Below are 21,348 nucleotides of genomic sequence, written 5' to 3'. Positions count from 1 at the left end.
TCCCCCCCCCCCCCCCCCCCACCCCTCTGGGCGGGCCCCCCCCCCGCCGCCCCGCCCCCCCCCCCCCCCCCCCCCCCCCCCCCCCCCCCCCCCACCACTCTGGTGACAAGTAATCGCTAGGCGGCCGGAGCCTCGTTGCCGGGGTCTTGGCTCGGCGGGTCGTTGTCCGGCGTGCTGCCGCCCGTCGTTTCTGGGCCCGGATCGGTGGTTCCGGTCGTGGGCGTGGTCGTCTTCTTCTTCGGCGTGAGCGCGCCGACGACCGTCTTGACCGTCCCGGTGATCGCCTTGTTGATCTGCTGCAGTGACTTGTTGATGTTCACCTGCGGCTTCGACGTGGTCGGCGCAGTGCCCTCGCCACCGGCCGGGGCACCGCCGACGTTCGCGGTCTGCTGCAGTTCCGCGCCGGGCACCGGGTCCTGAGTCACCGGGGGCGGTACGACCGCTGGCGTAGGAGTGACCGCCGCAGGCTGCAGTTGTTGCGTGGGAACCACCGTGTAAGGCTTGGACGTCTGCGTCGGCACGACAGCTTGCTTCGCCGCCAGCGTCTCGCCTTCGTCCTCTTCCTCTTCTTGCATCAGCGGTTGAGGATTCGGCTCCGGCGTCAGGTCCTCGTGATCGAGTTCAGCGAGCTTTTCTTCCGTCTCACGCATGCCGGCAGCGATCTTGTGGAAGTCCTTGAACCACTGGTGTGGCCCCGGGGCCAGCTCGAGATGGACCGGGGTGGCGGCGTAGGTTCCGCCGTCGGGCGCGCGGTCATAGCCCGTCTCGATGATGGCACGCAGCAGCGGGTCCAGCGCCTCGACGACTTTCCGCGGCACCCCAAGAGCGAGCAGCGGCTGGGTCAGCGGCAGATCCCCGACCTTGTTCCTGATCACGATGTCGGTGATGTTGCCGTTCGTGGTGACGATGTAGTCGTCATTCCGTAACTTCGCTTCTTCGACGTCGAGCTGGTCAACCTTGCCGTCCGGCAAACCGTTTGGCCCGGTCAAGTCCAGGTTGACTTCGTTGTAGTAGCCGTTGTGGACGGACATGAAGCCGAGGGCGACGTTGGCCCATGCCACCGGGTTGAGCACGTACTTCGGGACGTCGGAAGCCCCGTCGTACTGCTTGCTGATCTGAATGACCTGGGGTGCGTTCTCCGCGTAATCAGGTTGTGCGGGGTTCGTCGACGCGCCGAACCGTAATCCGATGAGAGGCACGTAAACTCCCGCGGGCATGCGCGCCCACAGACCGCCGTCGTTTCGCGCGCCGTTGCCGAGGAGGACGAAGGTGACGTTCGACGCGTCGAAGTTCGGATCCTCGGCCTCGAGTTCGGCGATCACGTCCGAGGCGGCGTTGGAACCCTGCGAGAACCCGACGACGTAGACCGGGTCGCCGGGATTCTGCTTGACCGCATCCTTGATCGCGGCTTTGATCTTCACGGCCGCGTCGGCCTTCGAATCCTCGTAGGACTCGCTCCCGAGACCGGTCATGATGCCGAATTCTCGGGGGTAGTCGATGAAGATGTTGCCGCCGTGGCCCTTCTCGGACACATAATCTTTCTTCTGGTCGAAGGCGTAGTTGAGCGCCCCCTTCATCCGGTCGGGCTCCTGCGAGTCATCGGTGGGGATGATGTCCTTCGTCCCGTCGATGAAGATCGACACCGCGGCCATCGGGCTGATCCCCGGCAGGTGACTGTCCGTCGCATAGGCGAGGCCGAACAGCGTCACCATCTGCAGTGCTGCGCCGGTTGTCACATACGACGCCGTTTTCATGTTCTTCCGAGACTTGGCTCGATGGTTCCCCACGTTGATCCTCCACCCCTGATACTTGCTGTGGGCTAATTCGTTACCCACGTCGCGAGCAGATTAGCGTGTTTCCCGGCGCACCCAACATACTTTTCGCTGAGAATCTCAGGGTCTCTCAGATTCGTCCGTTTGCGAGCCGCCGATGCGTGACCGGCGCCCGTACCCGGCAAGCGTTCACCCTTCGTCGTGGTGCTTCACTCGGAAAAGACCGGCGAGTACCTTATGCGGCCGTAATGTGTTGTGTCTCAGAGTCTCTGGCGAGCCGGGGGTTGCCGCAGACCCCGCCTGTCCCACCAAGTCGACCCGTCGAAACACCCCTCCGGCAACCACCCGCAGTAACATCGGACCCAGATCCTTGCGTTCGAGTTAATTGCCGACACAAATGGTTTGCCCAGTCGTGGAGGGCGCTGGAGATGCGTTTTGGCCCGCTTGTCGGCACAGCCTCATACAGCAAACCACTTTTCGAGCCGAAAGAATCGCGGCCGGCGGCTCGCGGCGGTACGGTGTGACGATGGATGCGGAGCTCTTGGACGTCATCATCGTGGGGGCCGGTTTCGGCGGGATGGGTGCGGCCATCGAACTCAATCGCCTGGGGTACACCGACATCGCGATACTCGACCGCGAGGACGACCTCGGCGGTACGTGGCACGTCAACCACTATCCCGGTCTGGCCGTGGACATCCCGTCCACCACGTACTCGTACTGGTTCGAGCCGAACCCCTTCTGGTCACGCCTGCATGCCCCCGGCGCCGAGCTCAAGCGCTACGCCGAGCACGTGGCCGAGAAGTACGACCTGCGGCGGTACATGCGCTTCAACACCACCGTCGACGGTGCCCGCTGGGACGAGGACGCCCAGCTGTGGCGCGTCGCCCTCGCCGGCGGCGAGTCGCTGTCGGCCCGATACCTCATCACCGCAACGGGTTACCTGTCCCAGCCCAAACTGCCCGACATCCCCGGTGTCGCCGACTTCTCGGGCACGATGGTGCACACCGCGGCGTGGGATCCGGCCACCCCGGTCGACGGCAGGCGCGTCGGCATCATCGGCACCGGCGTCACCGCCGTCCAACTCATCCCCGAACTCGCCGGCCAGGCCGCAGAACTGACCGTCTTCCAACGCACCCCCATCTGGGTCGTCCCCAAGGTGGACTTCCCGATACCGGCTGCGGTGCAGCGCGTCTTCGCGCGTTTCCCCGTCGCCCAGCGTCTCCTGCGACTGGTGACCGACGCGTTCGCCGAGATCGGCGTCTCCAGCGCCGTCGTCCACTACAAGCAGGTGCGACTGCTGAACGTCGCCGCCACCGCACTGTCCAAGCTGCACCTGTTCGCCTCGGTCCGCGACCGGGCCACCCGGCGCAAGCTCACCCCGGCCTACGAGTTCGGTTGCAAGCGGACGACGTTCAACAACGACTACTACCGGGTGTTCAACGATCGGCACGTCCGGCTGGAGACCAGCGGCATCGATCGCGTCGACCCCGACGGCATCGTCACCGCCGACGGTCGCAAGGCGGTGCTCGACACCCTGGTGCTGGCGACGGGGTTCGATCTGTGGGAGGCGAACTTCCCCGCCATCGAGGTGGTCGGCCGTGACGGTCGCAACCTCGGAAAGTGGTGGCGGGAGAACCACTTCCAGACCTACGAGGGCATCTCCGTCCCGTACTTCCCGAATTTCCTCAACCTGGCGAGCCCCTACGCGTTCACCGGTGCGTCGTTCTTCACGATGATGGAGATCCAGATGCGCCACATGAACCGGTTGTTCGGCGAGTTGCGCCGCACCGGCCGTCAGACCTTCGAGGTGACGGAGGAAGCCAACGCCCGGTATCACGAGCGGATGTCGCGCAAGCTCGGCAACATGGTCTACTTCCGCGGGAACTGCGCGGCGTCCCGGTCGTACCACTTCCGCGGGGACGCCACCATCGTCCGGCCCGCCTCGCGGCGCCGCGCGGTGCACGACGCCGACCGGTTCCCGGTCAGCGATTACGACTACCGCTGACCGGGCCCCGTCGGGTCAGAACGCGTAGCGGTGGAGCTGAACGATCTTGCGCAGCACGGGAGTCCGTGACGCCCCGCGGCTGAACCGGCGCAACCCCTTCGGCAGCCGGGCGACGGTCTCGGCGTCGAACAGCGAGATCGCGGTCAACACCCGCGTTCCGGGCACCTTCTCCATGATCTCCTCGGGCCGGTCGACCGACCACCCGAGCGCCGACCCGGACCACCGCACCACCGTGTTGTTCTTGCGTTGCGCCTTGGTGCCGAACCGGCTCCAGAAATCGAACTGGAACTCCCCCGACGGGAAACGCTCGACCACCCGGCGCATCAACGCGATGCCGTCCTCCTCGAGCAGATACATGCTGACCCCCTCGGCGAGCACCAGCACCGGCCGGTCAGTCGGGATCTGGTCGAGCCACGCGGGGTCGGTCACCGACGCGGCCACCAGATGGTAGTGCTCGCGGCTGGGATAGAACCGCTCCTTGAGCGCGATCACGTCGGGGAAGTCGACGTCGAACCACTCCACGCCCGGTCCCGGATCCACCCGGAACACCCGGCTGTCCAGTCCACACCCCAGGTGCAGCACCACCGCATTCTCGTGCGCGGCGAGGAACTGGCGCACCCAGATGTCGAACTGCGCCGCGCGCACCGTGATCGAGGAGACCTGGCGGCGCCGCTGTTTGGTGATCGGGTTGTTCTGCGCGTCGTACTGCACGCGGTTGATCAGGTCGACCGCGTAGGTGTCGCCGAGGACCGGGTGCGGTGAGCGTGCGTCGAGCGCCTTGGCGAACACCATGTCCAGCATCGTCTGCGGCGGGCCGGTGAGGTCGACCTCCACCGCGCCGGCCGCGGCCGGCGCCGCCATGGTGTCGGCGGGACGTCGGCGGGTCTTCCAACTCATCGAGGTCATCTGTCAGCTTCTTTCTGGTAGAGGTTCGGAGGCGGCGGCCCGCAGCAGCGCGCCGATCAGGTCCACGGTCGTCTCCTCGGCGTCGACGTGGTGCTCCAAAAGCAGTTCACCGGCGACGATTCCGAAGGAGTACACGTCGATCACGGCCGACGACGCGCGATAGAACTGGGAGCGCACACCGGTCAGCTCGAGGCCCGGCGGGGTGCGCATCGCCGCGGCGTTGCCGAGGTTGGTGGACAGCACCACATCCGGCAGGCCGGGGATCGCCCCCTCGTACTGCATGTTGAAGTGCAGAAGCGATTGCTGCACAACGCCGTCGGCGAGATCGGCCTGGAACAGGTCGGCGATCCCGCGGGCGAGTTCCACCAGGGTGGTCTCCGGCGTGATGTGCGCGAGGTAGGTGGCCACCCCGATCGCGAGCGTGCATTCGGTGGCGCCGACCGGGGGTTCCACCAGGGCCCGGAGGTTGACGTTGTAGACGTACGGGATCGGGATGTGCGGCGTCGTGCGGACCTGCCACTCGGCGAGCAGGATCGCCGCGGAGACCAGGTTGTTGACGAACAGCCGGTTCCTGCGGCCGTATTTCACCAGCGCCGACGTCTCCGCCTTGCTGAGCCGGACCCGGGTGGTGGGCACCATGGCCGGGCGGTCGACCGCCGCATTCGACGTGCGTCGTTTCGGCGGCAGGTCATAGGCGAACATCGCCGGGATGAACCGGTCCAGCCCGGAGCGCTGCTGTTTGCGGATGCCGCGCGCCTCGAGCACCGCCTCGACCGGTTCGGGTGCGGCCTGCGGGACGACCGGCCCCGCGTCACCGGTGGTGACGACATCGGTGTAGCGCGAGAACAATTCGAACAGCAGCGCACCCATCAACGTGCCGTCGGCGAGGCTGTGGTGGATGAACAACGTGAGTTCGGGCTCTGCGGTCGGTTCCACGAGCAGGTAGATCAGCGCCACCGTCTGGTCGAGTTCGTCGATCGGCGACGGATCGCCCTCGTGCCGCACCCAGATCCCCGGGTGCATCAGATCGTCGGTGACCAGCTGGAAACCGCCGTCGGCGTCCGGGGCGAGGTGCCCGGCGTAGACGGGGTAGGTCTCCAGCAGCGCGTCGAAAGCCTCGGCCATGGCGTCGACGTCGAGCACGCCCTGTAGTGCGACCGTGATGGAGGTGAACGTCTGTGTCTCCGCGAAGAACTTCTCGCTCGCCGCCAGCTTGCGGATGACAGAAGTCGGGTACAGCATCAGGCCCTTTCGGTCGGGTTGGTCTGTGGGCTCATCCGCGCATGCTGGCTTTCCGGTAACCGATCACCATGGGGAGCAGGCAGACCAGGACCACACCGACCGACCAGAGCACGATCCCCACACCCGGTTCCTGCACCGGCCCGCCCAGCGACAGGCCGCGCATGGTCTCGATGGCGTAGGACACCGGTTGGTGTTCGACGATCGGCTGGATCCATTCGGGGTACTGGTTGAGCGGGACGAAACCGCTGGAGAAGAACAGGCACAGCGAGTTCACCAGCACGATGGCGTTGACCATCGTCGGGCTCGGCCAGTACAGGGCCACGGTCAGCACGGCGATCGCGAAGGCCACGCCGAACAGCACCGGGATACACAGCCATGCCAACGCCGCGGGCACACCACCCTCGAAGCGCAGACCCATCGCGATGCCGACACCGAGCAGCACCACCGAATTGACCACCACCCGAAGCGCTTCGGCGAAGATGCGCGCCAGCAGGCCGGACGCCCGGTGGATCGGTGTCACCCAGAGCCGGGCCAGCAGTCCGTCGTTCTGTTCGGCGATGATGCCGACCGCGCCCACCGACGCGCCGTTCATCGCGCCGATGACGGTCATCAGGGGGACGTTGCCGTACACGGCGCTCTCCCCCGTGGCGGCCAGGATCGCGTCACCCAACACGATGTCGAGTACCAGCAGCATGAAGATCGGGAACACGACACCGAAGAAGAACGTCATCGGGTCGCGCAGGAACCGCGTCAGCAGTCGCTTGGTCTGCACCCACGCGTGCGGGAGCAGGACCAGCGGCGAGTTCTCCGTCCGTGAGTGCTCGACGTCGGGGAAGGTGTCGTCGCGCAGGATCGCCGAATCGGTCGGCCGAGACCCGTTGTGCGTGATCGTCATCAGGACCGCCTCCGGAGGATCAGCACCGACAGCGGGACCATGATCACCATGACTCCGGTGATCCAGGCCAGCGACGGTGCCAGGACCGCCCACGTGACCTCACCGGCGCCGGGGGTGGTGTCGCCACCGAGTGCGCGTAGTGCGTAGATGAACTGTGAGATCGGCTGGTTGCGGACGATCGGCTGTATCCACTCCGGGAAGTTCTCGGCCGGTTGGATTCCCACCGAGAGGAGCCCGAAGATCAACTGCGGCAACATCAGCCACTGCGAGGTGGCCTCCGGGTTCTTCGAACCGCTGCCGAGCAGGTCGGCCAGGAACGACAGCACCAGCCCGATCAGGAGGAGCAGTACGCAGAACCCGATCGCGTTGACGATTCCGGCCTCGAACCGGAATCCGATGATGTGACCGCTGATCAGCGCGGCGACCGTGCCCACCGCACACCGGTACAAGCCCGCGGACATGCGTGCCGCCACCGGCGTGAACGTCGCGATCGGCATCGAGTCGAACCGCCGGTTGATGCCCTTGACCGAGTCCGTCGCCGCACGAAGCGCGCCGGTGATCGCGGCGAACGAGATGCCCTGCAGCGCCACGAGCGGCATCAGGAACTGCGCGTAGCTGCTCATCCCGGACCGCGGGCCGAGGATGTTGTTGAGCGGGATGTACCACCCCACGGTGAAGACCACCGACGCCACCAGGGCGGTCGCCACCTCGCCGTTGCGCAGGGTCGGCGCAACGAGGCGGTTGGTGAGCACCCACCACTGCCCCATCGTCGAGGGGGCCGGCCTGGGCGTCGTCAGGGCAGCGGTCATGACAGCAGATCCGTCGAGTCCAGCGACGAGCGTCCGTCACGGCGGTGCCGTCCGCCGCCGCTGGCCGCGCCGACGAGGACGTTCGCGTCGTCATCGGTGGCCGGTATCGGGTCCTCCTGGCGGGGCGAATCCGAATCCGCTGTGAGAGCGAGGAATACGTCGTCGAGGGAGGGGCGCCGCAACGCGATGTCGGTCAGCGGGATGTTCGCCTCGTTGAGCCGTTCGAGCGCCTTGACCAGGGTCGTCGGTCCGTCGGGGGCGGGCATGGCGATGCGGTCGGACGTCGAGGTCAGCGCGGCCCGGTTCTGCTCGGGCAGCAAGGGGCCGAGGGCGTCGACGACGGCGGGCAGATCGTTGAGGTCCCGCGGGACGATCTCGCAGTAGCTGCCACCGGTGCGCTCCTTGAGCTGATCAGCGGTGCCCTCGGCGACGATCGCGCCGTGGTCGATCACGATGATCCGGTCGCTGAGCGCATCGGCTTCCTCCAGGTACTGCGTGGTCAGCAGCGTCGCGATCCCGACGTCTTTGAACCCGGACACCAGATCCCAGATCGTCTGCCTGCTCCTCGGGTCCAGACCCGTCGTGGGTTCGTCGAGGAAGACGACCTCGGGGCGCACGACGAGCCCACAGGCGATGTCGATGCGCCTGCGCATACCGCCGGAGTACGTGCCCAGGCGGCGGTGTGCGGCGTACACGAGGTCGAACGCCTCGAGCAGTTCCTCGGCCCGCGCACCCGCGGCCTTCTTCGACAGCCCCTGCAGGCGGCCGAACAGCACGAGGTTCTCCCGGCCGGTCAGCATGTCGTCGAGGGCGACCTGCTGCCCGGTGAGCATGATCGACCGGCGCACACTCGCGGCTTCGGTGACGACGTCGAAGCCGGCGACGGTGGCCCGCCCGCCGTCGGGTTTGGTGAGGGTGGACAGGATGTCCACCGTCGTGGTCTTACCGGCGCCGTTGGGTCCGAGCAGCGCGACGACCTCCCCCGCGCCGACCTCGAAACTCACGTCGCGCACGGCGTCGACCTCACCGAACGACTTGCGGATTCCGCTGACGACGATGCTCTTGTCCGAGTCGCTCATTCGTGTGTTCTCCATCGCTGTTCCATTCATCGGGTGGGTCAATCGGCGGTGAGGTCGACGAGCCCGAGTTCTTCCATGGCTCCGGCCAATTCGGTGTTGTCGCCACTGGCTGCGGTGGCGTCGGCGATCAGATCGCGCAGGGCGACCGGAAGTCGGTCGGCGAGCAGGTGCACGGTGGACGCCGGCAGCCGACGGGTGTCGTACCACCAGTCCAGGTGCAGTTCGCCGCCGGACCGGTACATCCGCAGCTCGATGGCGTGCCCCGACCCGGAGGGCTTGTCGCGCAACGACATCGCGGCGTCGTCGTCGAGGCGCACCGGGCTGTCGTCGAGCTGGAAGTCCGGTGTCACACCGGCGTCGGACAGGTAGATATCCGGCGGCGGTACGGGACCGAACGCCCGGGCCGTCGGCCCGTACAGGTAGCGCAGCACACCATGTCCGATGCCCTGGTGCGGGACGGCATCGAGGGTGCGGTGCACCTCGTCGAGGACCGCCTCGGCACGCGACCCCTCCGTGCGGATGCAGTGCAACACGGCGGGATACACCGTGGTGAACGCGCCCACAGCACGGCGCGGATCGACCTCAGGTTTGAGGACCGACCGGCCGTCACCCTCCAGCGCGACCGCCAGCACGCCCTCGCCGACGGTGTCGCCGACCGCGCGGCCGAGTGCGCCCAGGATCAGTTCCTGCAGGGTGTACTGGAACATCCGCCGGGTGCGGTCGACGTTCTCGGTGTCGTTCGCCGAGAGCGCGGTTCCCAGCCGTTCCAGGTCCTCGCTGCGCGGTCCCTCCGAGACGTCGCGGTCGACCAGGTGCATCGTCGTCCTGGTGGTGGTCTCCAGCCAGTAGCCGCGGGAGTCGAGGACGGCTGGATGGGTGGCCAGTGCGGCCGCCCGGTGGGACCACTCGCGCCAGGTGGCCGAGTTGGGTGTCAGGTTGATCTCCTGTCCGCCCAGGCGTTGCGCGAACGCGGTGGCGAGGTCGGTGAGCAGGATGTCGCGCGACGCGGTGTCGGCCAGCATCTCGAGGACCGTGATCGCGAGATAGCGCGGCACGCCTTCGGAGTCGCGGATGTAGGCGGCCTGCAGCGCCGGTGCCGAGAGCTCGGGGCCGGACAGTTCACCGGCCATCAGGTCGAGGACCGCCTCGCGTTCGCCGTCCCCCGCCTGCGGCAGCGCCAGCACCTTCAACTCGACCGCCTCCACCGGGGCCGCGATGCGCTGCTCCCAGCAGCCGGCGCGTTCGACGAGTTGCGTACGCAGCGCGTCGTGGTGGTTGACCAGGGCGGTGAGCACTGCCTGCGCGTCATCGACGCCGACGTCGGCGGTGATGCGCAGCAGCAGCGGCACCCGCCCCCGGCCGGCGTCGCGCAGCCCGTGCTCGAGCGCATGGACGACGTTCGGCGGCACCGGCGGATCCACCTCGGAGCGGTCGGCCTCGCCCAGCCCGCCCGCGGCGTACCGGGCGGTCAGTGCGGCGGCGAGGGACGAGATCGTCGGGTGCTCGTAGAGGTCCTGCGGGGTGAGGTCGACGCCCTTGTTGGTGGCGTTCATCGCGACCCCGATCGCGATGAGCGAGTCGCCGCCCATCTCGAAGAAGTTCTGCTCGGTGTCGACGGAAGCGACGCCGAGGCATTCGCGCCAGATGCTCTGCAGCTTCTGTTCGATCGACTGGTCCTCGGCCGGTGCCGCCGCGGTGGCGTCGGCTCCCGGCGACTCGACCGCTCCCGGTGCTCCCGGCCGCCACTCGGCGGAGCGGTTGGGTTCGACCCAGTGCCTGCTGCGTGCGAACGGATATCCCGGCAACGTGATCCGTTGTCCCCGTTGCCCGGACAGCGGCGTCCAGTCGATCTCGACACCGGCCGTCCACAGCTGGCCGAGTGCGAGCAGGAACGTGTCGTGGTCGTCGCGGTTCTGCACCTGGTGGCGCATCAACCGCACCGCCCGGTGCGCCTCGCTCCAGCCGGGGTGGCGAATGGCCGATCCGGTCAGGGTGCCGCCAGGACCCAGTTCGACGAGCACCCGGTGCGGACCGGTCAGGATCTCGCCGATCTCGTCGGCGAACCGGACCGTCGCGCGGATCTGGCTGGCCCAGAACTGCGGGTCGGTCGCCTCGGCCTCGGTCACCCAGGTCCCGGTGACGTTGGACAGCAACGGCGTCCGCGGGGCGCGCAGTTCGACGCCGGCGAGGAACTCCGCGAACCGCGGCACCACCGGATCCATCAGCTGCGAGTGGAAGGCGTGGGCGGTGCGGACGCGGCGGGCGAGGATCTTCCGCAGCCGCAGCGCGTTCTGCAGTTTCTTGATGTCCTCCTGGGAGCCCGCCACCACACACCCGGCGGGGTCGTTCACCGCGGCGATGTCCAGCCCCGTCGCGAGGAGGTCGGCGATGTCGTCAGGAGTCGCGCTGACCGCGACCATCGCACCGTGCGCCGACCCGTGCATGAGACGGGCGCGTTCGGACACCACCCGGATGGCGGTGGGCAGGTCGAACACCTCGGCCAGGGTCGCGGCCGCATACTCGCCGATGGAGTGTCCGGCGTAGGCCGCGGCCCGCACCCCGTAGGACTCCAGCAGCTTGCCGAGCGCGTACTCGATGGTGAACAACGCGGGCTGGGCGCGGTCGGTGCGTTCCAGATCGGTTGCAGGCCCGAAGATCTCGGCTTTGAGGTCGATACCCAGTTCGGTGGCGAAGCCCGCCGCGCACTCGTCGAACACCGAGGCGAAGACCGGTTCGCTGTCGTAGAGGCCCTGCGCCATGCCGGCGTGCTGGGCGCCCTGACCGGGGAACAGGAACACCACCTCGTCGCTGAGGTCGCTGTCGCATTCGCCGATCACGGCGTTGTCGTGCTCGGCGGCGCGCAGCACGGCCGCCGCGTCGGCCTGGTCGTGGACGACCGCCGCGTAGCGCACACGGTTTCGGCGGCGGCGATCGAGGGTGTAGGTGACGTCGTCGAGTTCCACGGTGTCCGGTCGGGCGAGATCGGCGGCCAGCGCCTCGCGCAGGATCCCGACGGAGTCGGCGGTGCGCGCCGACAGCCGCAGCACGCGCGGTCCCTCGGCGGGCGCCGTGGCCGGGGCGTGCGGCGCCTCCTCGACGACGAGGTGGACGTTGGTGCCGCCGACCCCGAACGAGCTCACCCCGGCGCGGCGTACCCCGTCCCATTCCCACGGCGTGTACTCGTTCGGCACGAAGAACGGGCCGCGGTCGAGGTCGAGCGCCGGGTTCGGTTCGGTGTAGTGCAGTGTCGCCGGGATCGCCTTGTGCTTGAGGCACAGGATGGTTTTTATCAGCCCGGCGATCCCGGACACCTCGGCGAGGTGGCCGATGTTGGACTTGACCGAGCCCACCGCGCACGGTCCGGGCCGCGGTGTGGTGGACACCGCGAACGCCTGCCGCAGCCCGTCGATCTCGATGGGGTCGCCGAGCGGAGTTCCGGTGCCGTGCGCCTCGATGTAGCTGATCGTGGCCGCGTCGATGCCGGCGACCGCATGCGCCTCGGCGATCACGTCGGCTTGGGCCGCGCCGTTGGGGGCGGCGTAGGTCATCTTCTTCGCGCCGTCGTTGTTGATCGCCGATCCGCGGATGACGGCATGGATGCGGTCACCGTCCTCGACCGCGGTCTGCAGCGGTTTGAGGGCTAGCACCGCGACGCCGCTGCCGAAAACCGTTCCGTCGGCGCGGGAGTCGAAGGGCCGGCAGTGCCCGGCCGGTGACACCATCGACCCGGGTTCGTGCCAGTACCCGACGCGGTGCGGGACACGCAACGACACGCCGCCGGCGAGCACCATGTCGGATTCGCCGTTGAGCAGGCTCTGGCAGGCGGAGTGGATCGCCACCATCGACGACGAGCACGCCGTCTGCACCGTGAGGCTGGGTCCGCGCAGGTTGAACTGGTGGGAGACGCGGGTCGCCAGGTAGTCCTTGTCGTTGAGCAGGGACATGTTGATCAGATCGAACGTCGCGCCTTGGCCGAGGATCGCGTTCGGGTCGTGGTGGGACAGCAGGTTGTGCATCAGGTAGATGCTCGAACCGCTGGTCGCGTAGACACCGATGTTGCCGTCGTATTCGGCGGGGTCGCAGCCGGCGTCCTCGAGCGCGTGCCATGCGCACTGCAGGAACAGCCGGTGCTGCGGGTCCATGGTGCGGGCGACCTGCGGTGGGAATCCGAAGAAGTCGGCGTCGAACTCGTCGATGCCGTCGACCAGCGGCGCGCGCCGGACGTAGAGCGGGTTGCCGATGGTCTGCTCGGTCACGCCCGCGGCCAGCAACTCGTCGTCGCTGAGGGTGACGATCGATTCCTCACCTCGGCGCAGGTTGTCCCAGTACTGGTCGACCGAGTTCGCGCCGGGGAGCCGCGCCGCCATGCCGACGACGGCGATCGCATTGTCCGGCGGGTCGTCCGGGTTCGCGGTGTAGCTCACAGGAGTTGTCCTTTCCTTCGCCGCACTGCGGCGTTTCTGCGCGCGGCCGCACGCTGGCTGGCCTTGTCACGGACGGCGTCCACGGCGGTCGAGCCGGCCTCGGCGACACCGAGCTGGCTCATCAGGTCGGCGATCACGTCGCTCAGCGAGCCGCCCTGCAGCAGCAGTGCGACGGGCGGTTCGACGCCGAAGTCCTTCTTGGCCGCCTGCCGGATCCGCACCGCCATCAGGGAATCCATGCCGAACTCGATGAGCGGCGCCGTCGTGTTCAGTGCGGTGTGGTCGGTGTAGCCGAGGACGGCGGCCAACCGGGACAACACCCGGTCGGCGATGACGCGCTTGGCCTCGACGGGATCGAGTTCGCGGATGTTCGCCACGCCGGGCCAGTCGTCGCCGCCTGCGTCGGTGTCGTCGGAGTCGGCGGCGACGAGGTCGTCGAGGATGTGCATCGACGCGCGGGTGCGGTAGGCCATGCCCAGCCGGGTCCAGTCCGCGGCGACGACGGTGGCGCGGGTGGGAGCGTCCGCGGCGGTGAGCGGCCACAGCGCCTGGATGGCGACCTCGTCGGGCATCGGTTCGAGCCCCGAATCGATGGTGACCTGCCGGTACTCATCGGATTCGTTGTCGGCCAACGACTTCCAGAACCCCCAGTTGATCGCGGTCGCGGGCAGGCCCGCGGCGCGCCTGGCATAGGCCAGCGTGTCGAGGAAGGTCGTGGTCGCCGTGTAGTGCGCCAGCCACCGGGAGCCGATCAGCCCCGAGATGGAGGTGAACAGCACGAACTGGCGGACGGGATGCCGCACAGAGAGCCGGTGCAGCACCACCGCGGCGTCGAGTTTGGGGATGAACATGGCGTCGACGTCGGCGTCGGTCATCTCGGTGAGCGTGACGGGTCCACCGCCGAACGCGGCGAGATAGATGCCGCCGAGCGGAGGCAGATCGCGGCCGAACCGGTCGAACACCGGGCGCATGGCGTCCTCGTCGGAGGCGTCGGCGGCGACGGTGTGCAGTGTGGTGCCGTGTTCGGTCAGCGAGGCGGTCAGGGCGGCGAGGCGTTGTCCGGGGTTGCGGGAGACGGCGACGATGGTCCGTGCCCCCATGTCGGCCAGCTGCTGGACGAGGTGCGGGCCGATGTTGCCGGTGGCGCCGACGACCAGATGCGCCGCGTCGGCGTCGAGTCCGGTCGGACCGCTGCCGGTGTCGGTGCTGAGCCGACGCAGCCGCGGCACGCGGCGGGTACCCGCGCGGTAGACGACCTGGTCGTCGCCGTCGGGGTCGGCCGCTTCGGCGAGCAGGTGTCGTGCGGCCAGCTCGGCCGGGACGAGTTCGTCGAGGTCGACGACCTTGCCCCAGAGCTCGGGATGCTCGAGCGCCAGCGTGCGCCCCAGACCCCACAGCACCGCATGCGCCGGGTTGGCCCGGTCCCCCGGTTCGATCGGTTGGGCGTTGCGCGTCAGCAGCAGCAGTTTCGCCTGCGACGGTGCGCCGGCCAGCCGGGCGACCAGTGCCCGCGCCTCGTCGAAGACCGCGCGGGCCGCTGCGGCGTCGAAGACCGCCTGCGGCAGCGCCGGTGCATACACCACGTGGGTGGCACTGGCGACGGCCCGGTCGAGTGCGGCGGGGTCGGTCAGCGCGAGCACTGTGACGCGGCCGGGTGCGCTCAGGCGGGTCAGCTCGTCGCCGAGCGCGGCGTCGCCCACGACGACCCATGACGCGTCCTGGATGTCGGCGGCGGGGGCAGCGTGAGGTGTCACCGGCCAACCGAGTTCGCAGTTCCACTCCGCCGGGATGACCCCACCGCGGGAGGATCCCGTCGAGCGACGCGGTCGCGCAGCGGGTTTCGCCATCGCCGCGATCCAGTGGCGGGTGTGGTGCCACGGGGTGGTGGGCAGCTGCGGGTGCGGCTCGGGTGGGCTTCCACCTCTACAACACCGCCGACGATCTGGACCGGTTGCTGGCCGCGCTGGCGTGACCGGACGCCCCAGCGGGTACGCACCCAGAGATTCCGGCTAGCGGTAGTGAGTCGCGGCCGAAGCTCTGGGAGGGTGGTCTGTGTGAGTCGCTGGGGTGTGTCGCGGTGCGTTGTCTGATCGTCGACGACAGTCCGCAGTTCCGCGATGCCGCCCGGGACATGTTGAGCCGGGGCGGCATCGACGTCGTCGCGGTCGCGGCCAACAGCGCCGAGGCGCTGCGGTACTCGGCGGAGCTGACCCCCGACGTCGCGCTGGTCGACGTGGAACTCGGCGAGGAGAGCGGCTTCGAGCTGGCTGAACAACTCGGCCGGTCGCAGGCGGTCATTCTGGTGTCCACCTACGCCGAACAGGACCTCGCCGAGATGATCGCGGGCAGTCCGGCCATCGGCTTCGTCCCCAAGATCGCGCTGTCGGCCAGCGCGATCCGCGACCTGGTCGCCGACGATCCGGTCAGCGGGCCTCCAGGTAGGTGATCACCGCCCGCACCCGCCGGTGGTCGTCACCGGTCTCGGGCAGGTCCAGCTTGGTCAGGATGCTGCGGACGTGCTTCTCGACGGTGCCTTCGGTGACCCACAGCCGACGCGCGATCCCGGCGTTCGACCGGCCCTCGGCCATCTGCATCAGCACCTCCTTCTCGCGGGCGCTGAGCACCGCGAGCGGGTCGTTGCGGCGGCGCGCCGACACGAGTTCCTGGATCAGCGCCGGGTCGACCACCGACGCGCCCTTCGCGATGCGCTGCAGCGTGTCGACGAAGTCGTCGACGTCGGTGATGCGGGTCTTGAGCAGGTAGCCGACGGCGTGGCCGGTGGACAGCAGTTCGGTGGCGTGGTCGACGTCGACGTGCGCGGAGAGCACCAGGATCCCGGTGGCGGGGTATTCGTTGCGGATCACCCGTGCGGCGTCGAGACCCTCGGTGCTGTGGGTGGGCGGCATCCGGATGTCGACGACGACCACCTCCGGCTGCGTCTCCCGCACCACCGAGAGCAACTCGGTGGCGTCGGCCGCCCGCCCGACGACGTCGAAGCCCGACCTCTCCAGGAGGCTGGCGAGCCCTTCCCGCAGCAGCACGTCGTCGTCGGCCACCGCCACCCGTAGCGCAGTCATGGGGCGCAGCTTATCCGGCCGCCCTGCTGGGTAGTTGGGTGAAATGACGACGTACCAGCAACTCTACGAACAGTGGATCAACCGGCTGTGGTCCGGCGAGCCCGTCGCGGCCGAGTTGGTGAGCGACGATTTCCTCGGGCACTGGCCGGACCGCGAGGTGCACGGACCCGGCGAGCTGCAGGCGATCATCGACCAGACCCACGCCATGCTGTCGGACCTGACGTTCCAAATCACGGTCGGACCCATCGTCGACGGCGATCTGCTGGCCGGCCGCTGGGAGGGCCGCGGCACCAGTGTGGAGGGTGAGGTGCGGTTCACCGGCAACGACATCCTGCGCGTCGCCGACGGGAAGTTCACCGAGTACTGGACCGGGACGTCGATGGGCTGAGGCCGAGCTCAGCCGAAGGTGAGTGCCAGCGCCACTGCGACGGCCCACACCAGCATCGTCAGTCCGGTGTCGCGCAGCACCGGGATCAACTCCCTACCGCCCAGCCCGCCGCGCACCGGCTTGGCCGCCCGCACCGCCAGCGGCAGCGCGATCAACCCGACCGCACACCACGGCGTCGCGAGCATCAGCACCAGCGTCAGCACGAACGCCGACGCCAGCAGGCCCTGGTACAGCAGCCGGGTGCGGGTGTCGCCGAGCCGCACGGCCAGCGTGATCTTGCCCGACTCGCGGTCGGTCGGTATGTCGCGCAGATTGTTGGCGACCAGCACCGCCGACGACAGCGCCCCCATCGCGACGGCCGACGCCAGCCCGACCCAGTCCACCCGCGACGCCTGGGTGTACTGCGTGCCGAGCACCGCGACCAGGCCGAAGAACACGAACACCGCGACCTCGCCGAGGCCGATGTAGCCGTAGGGCTTGGACCCGCCGGTGTAGAGCCACGCGCCCGCGATGCACACCGCGCCGACAGCGATCAGCCATGGCGCGCTGGCGATCGCGAGCGCCAACCCGGCGACGGCGCCGACGCCCAGGCTCAGCAGCGCGGCGGTGAGCACTGCGCGCGGCGACGCGAGTTTCGACCCGACCAGGCGCAGCGGCCCCGCACGCACGTCGTCGGTGCCGCGGATGCCGTCGGAGTAGTCGTTGGCGTAGTTCACGCCGATGATCAGCGCGACGGCGACCACCAACGCCAGCAGCGCCTTCCACCACACCGCACCGTCGAGCCACGCCGCCGCCCCGGTACCCGCGATCACCGGCGAGACGGCGTTGGGCAGCGTGCGGGGGCGGGCGCCCTCGAGCCATTCGGCGAAACTTGCCACGCCGGCAATCGTCGCACGGCCCGTCCGTCCGGCAGGCGTGGTGCCTCATGGTCGACAATGGTCCGATGCTCGGAGTCATCGGCGGCAGCGGCTTCTACTCCTTCTTCGGCCCCGACGCGCGCAGCGTCCGGCTCGACACCCCCTACGGCGCTCCGAGCGCCCCGATCACGGTCGGCACAGTGGGGGAGCACGAAGTGGCGTTCCTGCCCCGACACGGCGTCGACCATGAATTCTCGCCGCACACCGTGCCGTATCGGGCCAACATGTGGGCGCTGCGCGCGCTCGGGGTGCGGCGGATCTTCGGGCCGTGCGCGGTGGGCAGCCTGACCCCCGACCTCGGCCCGGGCGCGATGGTGGTGCCCGATCAGCTCGTCGACCGCACCCGCGGGCGCCTCGACACCTACTTCGATTCCGGCGGCATCCACGTCGAGTTCGCCGATCCGTACTGTCCGGCGCTGCGTGCCGCGGCCGCCGGGCTGCCCGGTGTGGTGGACGGCGGCACCATGGTGGTGATCCAGGGACCGCGGTTCTCCACCCGCGCGGAGAGCCGGTGGTTCGCCGCCCAGGGCTTCACGCTGGTCAACATGACCGGCTATCCCGAGGCCGTGCTGGCCCGTGAGCTCGAGATGTGTTACGCCGCAATCGCTCTGGTCACCGATCTGGACGCGGGTATCGAGACGGGACAGGGGGTTCGGGCGGTCGACGTGTTCGCCGAGTTCCAGCGCAACCTGGTGCCGTTCAAGAAGCTGGTGCACGAGGCGATCGATCAGGTCGCCGTCGAGCGGACCTGCGAACACTGCCGGCCGCACGACGGGGTGACGCTGCCGATCGAGCTGCCATGAGGGTGTTGCTCACCGGCGCCGCGGGTTTCATCGGCTCCCGGGTGCGCGCGGCGCTCGAGGCCGCCGGCCACGAGGTGGTCGCGCTGGACATGATGCTGCCCGCCGCGCACGGCCGCAGCGCCTACGCGCCTGCCGATGTGCACCGGGTCGACGTCCGCGACGCCGCGGCGCTGTCCCCGCTGCTCGACGGGGTTGACGTCGTCTGCCACCAGGCCGCGGTGGTCGGCGCCGGGGTCAACGCCGCCGACGCACCGTCCTACGGCAGCCACAACGACTACGGCACCACCGTGCTGCTGGCCGAGATGTTCGCCGCGGGCATCGGCCGGTTGGTGCTCGCCTCGTCGATGGTGGTGTACGGCCAGGGCCGGTTCGACTGTCCCGCACACGGACCCGTCGACCCGCGCCCGCGCACCCGCGCCGACCTCGACGCCGGCATGTTCGAACACCGCTGCCCGCACTGTGACGCCCACCTGCAGTGGCGGGAGGTCGACGAGGACGCGCCGCTGCAACCCCGAAGCCTCTACGCCGCAAGCAAAGTCGCTCAGGAGCACTACGCCCTGGCCTGGGCGGAGGCGACCGGCGGCAGCGTGGTGGCGCTGCGCTACCACAACGTCTACGGCCCGCACATGCCGCGCGACACCCCCTACAGCGGGGTGGCGGCGATCTTCCGGTCGGCGCTCGAGAACGACGATGTGCCTCGCGTATTCGAGGACGGCGGCCAGATGCGGGACTTCGTCCACGTCGACGATGTCGCGGCGGCGAACCTGGCCGCGGTGGACGCAGACGGCGACGGGTTCGCGGCGTTCAACGTCTGCTCGGGCCGACCGATCTCGATCATGGAGGTCGCCACCGAACTTTGCGAAACCCGCGGCGCCGCAGCACCGTTGGTCACCGGTCAGTACCGCAGCGGCGACGTGCGCCACATCGTCGCCTCGCCACGGCGGGCGGCCGAGGGGCTGGGGTTCCGCGCGGCGGTGGACCCCCGGGACGGGCTGCGCGAATTCGCGTACGCGCCTTTGCGGATGTGATGTGCGCCGCCGGGCCCGCATCCTGATTATCGTCGTCCTCGTGGCGACAGGAGCCTTGGCGCTGCTGTGGACGCAGCAGCGGCGGTTGATCTACTTCCGGGCGCCGGGCCCGGTGCCGTCGGCGACCGCCGTGTGGTCCGGTGCCCGCGACGTCGTGGTGTCCACCTCCGACGGGCTCGATCTCGGTGGCTGGTACTTCCCGGCCGCCGAACGCGGACCGGCCGTCGTCGTGTTCAACGGCAACGGCGGGGACCGGTCGATGCGTGCCGAGTTGGCGCTCGCGCTGCACCGGATGGGCCTGTCGGTGCTGCTGTTCGACTACCGCGGCTACGGCGGGAACCTGGGCCGGCCCAGCGAGGACGGGCTGGCCGTCGACGCGCACGCGGCCCGCGACTGGCTGGCCGCGCAACCGGAGGTCGATCCGGGCCGGCTGGTTTACTTCGGCGAATCGCTGGGCGGCGCGGTCGCGGTGGGTCTCGCCGTCGAGCGGCTACCCGCCGCGCTGATCCTGCGCTCACCGTTCACCTCGCTGGCCGATGTGGGTGCGGTGCACTATCCGTGGCTGCCGGTGCGGCGATTGCTGATCGACCGCTACCCGTCGATCGACCGAATAGGGCGGGTGGACGCTCCGGTGTTGGTGATCGCCGGCGACCGTGACGACATCGTGCCCCTGTCGATGAGCCGGCGGCTGTTCGACGCCGCGGCCGAACCGAAGGAGTTCGTGCTCGTACCGGGCGCCGGGCACAACGACCGGATGATGCTCGATGGTCGGCTGATGCTCGACGCGATCTCGCGGTTTCTCGGGCACACCCCGGTGTTGGGCCCGTAGCCCAGGGCGATACTGAGTGCGTGAAAACTGCGATCTGTGAACAGTTCGGCATCGACTTCCCGCTCTTCGCGTTCAGCCACTGCCGCGATGTCGTCGCCGCGGTCACCAACGCCGGCGGCTTCGGGGTGCTCGGCGCGACGGCGTATACCCCCGAGCAGCTGGACCGGGAGCTGAGCTGGATCGACGAGCAGGTCGGCGGTAAACCGTACGGCGCGGACATCATCGTGCCCGCCAAGTTCGAGGGCAAGGGCGAGAACCTCTCTCGGGACCAGCTGGTCGACCGCATCCCGGCCGAGTACCGCGACTACGTCACCAAGCTGCTCGCCGACCACGACATCGAACTGGACTCCTCGCCGCGGCTGGGTGGTTCGTCGCTGTCGGGCGATACCGGTCACGAACTGCTCGACGTCGCGATGAGCCACCCGATCAAGCTGATCGCCAACGCGCTGGGTGTGCCCCCGGACTATATGATCGAGGCGGGTCGCGAACGCGGGGTTCCGGTGGCCGCGCTCGTCGGGGCCCGCGAGCACGCCGTCAAACAGGTCGCCGCGGGTGTGGACCTGATCATCGCGCAGGGCACCGAGGCCGGCGGCCACTGCGGCGAGGTGACGACGCTGGTGCTGATCCCCGAGGTGATCGAAGCCGTCGAAGCGACCGGCGCCGACGTGCCGGTGCTCGCCGCGGGCGGCATCGTCACCGGGCGGCAGATGGCCGCGGCGGTCGCGATGGGCGCCGCCGGGGCGTGGACGGGTTCGGTGTGGCTGACCACCGAGGAGGCCGAGACCGCCCCGCACACCGTGCAGAAGATGCTGGCCGCCACCTCGCGCGACACCGTGCGCTCGGCGGGCCGCACCGGGAAACCCGCCCGCCAGCTGGTGTCGGACTGGACGCAGGCGTGGGCGCCGCGCGGGGACCGCTCGCCGCTGCCGTTGCCGCTGCAGAACATGCTCGCCGAACCGCTGCTGCGCCGCATCGATGTGCTTGCCGCACAGGGTCATCCGGGCGCCCAGCAGTTGGCCACCTACTTCGTCGGGCAGGGCGTCGGGCTGATGAACAAGGTCAAACCCGCCCGTGAGGTGGTACGGGAGTTCATCGAGGACTACCTCGCAGCCGCCGAACGGTTGAACAACTCCCTGCCCGACTGACCGCCTCGCCGACTGCACGGTTGTTGTAC

At 69.0% G+C, this 21,348-nt stretch carries 17 protein-coding genes; 7 read left to right on the top strand and 10 right to left on the bottom strand.

The window, feature by feature from the left end:
* Positions 1 to 116: 116 nt before the first annotated feature.
* Positions 117 to 1,754 (bottom strand): PE-PPE domain-containing protein, encoded by a 1,638-nt coding sequence (locus AU194_RS04875; protein WP_059088101.1) that lies wholly within the window; start codon positions 1,752 to 1,754, stop codon positions 117 to 119.
* A 544-nt stretch (positions 1,755 to 2,298) separates the two neighbouring features.
* Between AU194_RS04875 and AU194_RS04870 the strand changes: the two genes are divergently transcribed.
* Entirely contained in the window at positions 2,299 to 3,777 is a 1,479-nt protein-coding gene (locus AU194_RS04870; RefSeq protein WP_059088111.1) for an NAD(P)/FAD-dependent oxidoreductase, read from the top strand.
* Between the two features lie 15 nt (positions 3,778 to 3,792).
* Here the strand turns inward: AU194_RS04870 and AU194_RS04865 are convergent, their stop codons facing one another.
* The 7 genes from AU194_RS04865 to AU194_RS04835 are packed head-to-tail and all read right to left on the bottom strand — an operon-like array spanning position 3,793 to position 14,886.
* A complete protein-coding gene (locus AU194_RS04865) occupies positions 3,793 to 4,683 on the bottom strand; it encodes a class I SAM-dependent methyltransferase (protein ID WP_082698475.1) in 891 nt (296 codons plus the stop codon).
* A 3-nt stretch (positions 4,684 to 4,686) separates the two neighbouring features.
* Positions 4,687 to 5,925, bottom strand: coding sequence for an acyltransferase (locus AU194_RS04860; protein WP_059088100.1), 1,239 nt, complete (start codon positions 5,923 to 5,925; stop codon positions 4,687 to 4,689).
* Between the two features lie 31 nt (positions 5,926 to 5,956).
* The gene (locus AU194_RS04855; RefSeq protein WP_059088099.1) at positions 5,957 to 6,820 is read right to left on the bottom strand and encodes an ABC transporter permease; all 864 of its coding nucleotides are present in this window, start codon (positions 6,818 to 6,820) and stop codon (positions 5,957 to 5,959) included.
* The gene (locus AU194_RS04850; RefSeq protein WP_059088098.1) at positions 6,820 to 7,629 is read right to left on the bottom strand and encodes an ABC transporter permease; all 810 of its coding nucleotides are present in this window, start codon (positions 7,627 to 7,629) and stop codon (positions 6,820 to 6,822) included. The genes AU194_RS04855 and AU194_RS04850 overlap by 1 nt, the downstream gene beginning before the upstream one ends.
* Positions 7,626 to 8,708, bottom strand: coding sequence for an ATP-binding cassette domain-containing protein (locus tag AU194_RS04845; RefSeq protein WP_082698480.1), 1,083 nt, complete (start codon positions 8,706 to 8,708; stop codon positions 7,626 to 7,628). The genes AU194_RS04850 and AU194_RS04845 overlap by 4 nt, the downstream gene beginning before the upstream one ends.
* A gap of 38 nt (positions 8,709 to 8,746) precedes the next feature.
* A complete protein-coding gene (locus AU194_RS04840) occupies positions 8,747 to 13,132 on the bottom strand; it encodes a type I polyketide synthase (RefSeq protein WP_059088096.1) in 4,386 nt (1,461 codons plus the stop codon).
* Complete coding sequence (locus tag AU194_RS04835; protein ID WP_231743168.1) at positions 13,129 to 14,886, bottom strand: beta-ketoacyl reductase; 1,758 nt, start codon at positions 14,884 to 14,886, stop codon at positions 13,129 to 13,131. Before AU194_RS04835 ends, AU194_RS04840 begins: the two co-directional genes overlap by 4 nt.
* A 323-nt stretch (positions 14,887 to 15,209) precedes the next feature.
* Here AU194_RS04835 and AU194_RS04830 point away from each other — a divergent pair, with 323 nt between their 5' ends.
* A complete protein-coding gene (locus AU194_RS04830; protein ID WP_059088095.1) occupies positions 15,210 to 15,578 on the top strand; it encodes a LytTR family DNA-binding domain-containing protein in 369 nt (122 codons plus the stop codon).
* Here the strand turns inward: AU194_RS04830 and AU194_RS04825 are convergent.
* Positions 15,556 to 16,209: a response regulator transcription factor gene (locus AU194_RS04825; protein ID WP_059088094.1), complete on the bottom strand. Its 654-nt coding sequence runs from the start codon at positions 16,207 to 16,209 to the stop codon at positions 15,556 to 15,558. The genes AU194_RS04830 and AU194_RS04825 overlap by 23 nt on opposite strands.
* Positions 16,210 to 16,252: 43 nt before the next feature.
* Between AU194_RS04825 and AU194_RS04820 the strand changes: the two genes are divergently transcribed.
* Positions 16,253 to 16,597, top strand: a complete 345-nt coding sequence (locus AU194_RS04820) for an ester cyclase (protein WP_059088093.1) — start codon at positions 16,253 to 16,255, stop codon at positions 16,595 to 16,597.
* An 8-nt stretch (positions 16,598 to 16,605) separates the two neighbouring features.
* Here AU194_RS04820 and AU194_RS04815 read toward each other — a convergent pair whose 3' ends face one another.
* Positions 16,606 to 17,475: a 1,4-dihydroxy-2-naphthoate polyprenyltransferase gene (locus AU194_RS04815; RefSeq protein WP_059088092.1), complete on the bottom strand. Its 870-nt coding sequence runs from the start codon at positions 17,473 to 17,475 to the stop codon at positions 16,606 to 16,608.
* Positions 17,476 to 17,540: 65 nt separating this feature from the next.
* Here AU194_RS04815 and AU194_RS04810 point away from each other — a divergent pair, with 65 nt between their 5' ends.
* Genes AU194_RS04810 through AU194_RS04795 form a run of 4 tightly spaced genes read left to right on the top strand, consistent with a single transcriptional unit; the run spans position 17,541 to position 21,319 of the window.
* The gene (locus tag AU194_RS04810) at positions 17,541 to 18,317 is read left to right on the top strand and encodes an S-methyl-5'-thioadenosine phosphorylase (protein ID WP_059088109.1); all 777 of its coding nucleotides are present in this window, start codon (positions 17,541 to 17,543) and stop codon (positions 18,315 to 18,317) included.
* Complete coding sequence (locus AU194_RS04805; RefSeq protein ID WP_059088091.1) at positions 18,314 to 19,345, top strand: NAD(P)-dependent oxidoreductase; 1,032 nt, start codon at positions 18,314 to 18,316, stop codon at positions 19,343 to 19,345. Before AU194_RS04810 ends, AU194_RS04805 begins: the two co-directional genes overlap by 4 nt.
* Before the next feature lies 1 nt (position 19,346).
* Complete coding sequence (locus AU194_RS04800; protein ID WP_059088090.1) at positions 19,347 to 20,174, top strand: alpha/beta hydrolase; 828 nt, start codon at positions 19,347 to 19,349, stop codon at positions 20,172 to 20,174.
* 20 nt (positions 20,175 to 20,194) lie between these two features.
* Positions 20,195 to 21,319, top strand: a complete 1,125-nt coding sequence (locus tag AU194_RS04795; RefSeq protein ID WP_059088089.1) for a nitronate monooxygenase family protein — start codon at positions 20,195 to 20,197, stop codon at positions 21,317 to 21,319.
* Positions 21,320 to 21,348 lie beyond the last annotated feature (29 nt).

Source organism: Mycobacterium sp. GA-2829, from assembly GCF_001499965.1.
Classification (GTDB): Bacteria; Actinomycetota; Actinomycetes; order Mycobacteriales; family Mycobacteriaceae; genus Mycobacterium.
This window is presented reverse-complemented; position numbering and strand designations above follow the sequence as displayed.